We start from the raw sequence: 1643 nt of genomic DNA, 5'->3' as shown, positions 1-1643 counted from the left end.
GGGTTTCTCCCTCGCGGGTGACCAGTACAGGCTGGTCCACGGCGTAGGGTTCACTGAAGTTGAACACCACRTCGTTGACCACCGCCAGTAAGGCCGAATCCACATGTTCAATCCGTGTGGAGCGCGAGCCTTCATGCAGCGCTTCGAAAAACTCCTCCGGCAGCGACAGGTGCGCCTGCATCCAGCGCTCGCAGGCAGCGTGGGCCAGGTTCARGTGCAGCCACAGGAACTCTTCCGGGTTTTGCGGCTGCTGCAAGGCAGCGAGGGCGGCGGCTGAGTCAATCTGCTGACCTTTTTCGCCAGGGCGAAAACGGAAACCGTAAAGCAGGCCAAACAGGTCGGGATCCTGATGGGCGTGGYCGATGCTGTGGTTCATGGCGGCTCGCAGAGAAAGGGCCTGTAGGACGTTTCACAGGCACCCAGGCGCGAATCATTGCAAGGTGGGATGACGGTTATGTGACGGTTTCGTACTGCGCAAAAAAAAGCGCCACCCGAAGGTGGCGCNGTTTCACAGGCACCCAGGCGCGAATCATTGCAAGGTGGGATGACGGTTATGTGACGGTTTCGTACTGCGCAAAAAAAAGCGCCACCCGAAGGTGGCGCYTGTTTTGTAGAGCGTGGTCTCAAGTATCGAGCTTGTCTTCCAGYACAGCGCCGGTCTTGGCGTCGAGCTTCACTTCAAATTGCTTGCCGGCGGTATCGGTCAGTTCAACTTCGTACACCAGCACGCCGCTGTTGTTGTGGTCCAGCTCGGTGTCGTTGATGGTGGCACCGGCGTGTTTAGCCACGGCGGCAGCGTTGAGATGGCCTTAATGATCCTTGCAAAATATTACAGTGATGCTGCGGCAGGTCAGTGTTTGCTTGATTCAGGAGGACCGCTGGTCTGCAAGTGTGGGTGGTTTTTTTGCGCTCTTGTACGGCATGCATGATCGGCATACCTGTGAACTTTGACAGTAGACGCTCTGTTCATGCCTGCTGTTACATACGTATCGGTGTTGCTTAATCAACTATCGATTCACCAGAAGGACTTTTGGTATGACTAAGGCATTGGAACAAATCAAAATCCCAGGCGTAGAAGTTGTGGATGGGAAGGCGCATGTTCGGCTAAAGCGTGGGGAGGACCTGAGTGTAGAGGTCCCTGCTTCTTCGTTGTCAGAGCTGAACTCACTTGTTCGGCTTATCGTTGCGGGACAGCCCATAAAAATTCTGCAAGTCACTGTTGAAACGCAGAACAAACCTTGGCAGACACCCATCCCACAGTATTTATTGAAAGAGCGTTTTAAACTTACCTATGATGTATTTTTATATGAGGAGGCGCCTAGTCCCATAGTCGATGTGCATATCGAATTTACATAATTACCCAGAGTTTTACAGAGCGGCGGCAAGGCAGTGTTTGGGACGTGGAGCGCATCGTTTGTCCGCAGCTTGCCCCCGATGGCGGTGGGTCAGTCAGCTTATTTTTGGCTGGTACACCACCATCGGGCCCCTCCCACATTTTGAGTGCATTTTTCAGGTCAGTAGTCTTTGCGCTTTCGGAACGCCCAGCGCCCGGCAATCAAGGTAAAAGTCGCGACCAGCGCAACCAATATCCAGAAACCTTCCGGGTCTTGGGACAGCGGCACCCCACCCACATTCATGCCAAA

General features: G+C 54.0%; 1 protein-coding gene and 3 pseudogenes. 1 reads left to right on the top strand and 3 read right to left on the bottom strand.

Features of this window, described 5'->3' with window-relative positions; genetic code table 11:
* Both ASD70_RS04925 and ASD70_RS04920 read right to left on the bottom strand, forming a co-directional pair.
* Positions 1-376 (bottom strand): annotated as a pseudogene (locus ASD70_RS04925) (magnesium transporter CorA); the annotation flags it as partial.
* Positions 377-623: 247 nt separating this feature from the next.
* Positions 624-803 (bottom strand): annotated as a pseudogene (locus ASD70_RS04920) (PepSY domain-containing protein); the annotation flags it as partial.
* A 232-nt stretch (positions 804-1035) separates the two neighbouring features.
* Here ASD70_RS04920 and ASD70_RS04915 point away from each other — a divergent pair.
* Positions 1036-1356: a hypothetical protein gene (locus ASD70_RS04915; protein WP_056845806.1), complete on the top strand. Its 321-nt coding sequence runs from the start codon at positions 1036-1038 to the stop codon at positions 1354-1356.
* A 158-nt stretch (positions 1357-1514) separates the two neighbouring features.
* On the opposite strand, the pseudogene ASD70_RS29260 reads toward ASD70_RS04915, so the two are convergent.
* Positions 1515-1643 (bottom strand): annotated as a pseudogene (locus ASD70_RS29260) (magnesium transporter CorA); the annotation flags it as partial.

Source organism: Pseudomonas sp. Root569 (assembly GCF_001427465.1).
GTDB classification, from domain to species: Bacteria; Pseudomonadota; Gammaproteobacteria; order Pseudomonadales; family Pseudomonadaceae; genus Aquipseudomonas; species Aquipseudomonas synxantha.
The sequence above is the reverse complement of the archived record's forward strand: the minus strand, read 5'-3'. Positions and strand labels throughout refer to the sequence as shown.

Coding starts and splice junctions, on each gene's coding strand:
- ASD70_RS04915 (WP_056845806.1), top strand. CDS start 1,036: ATGACTAAGGCATTGGAACAAATCAAAATCCCAGGCGTAGAAGTTGTG.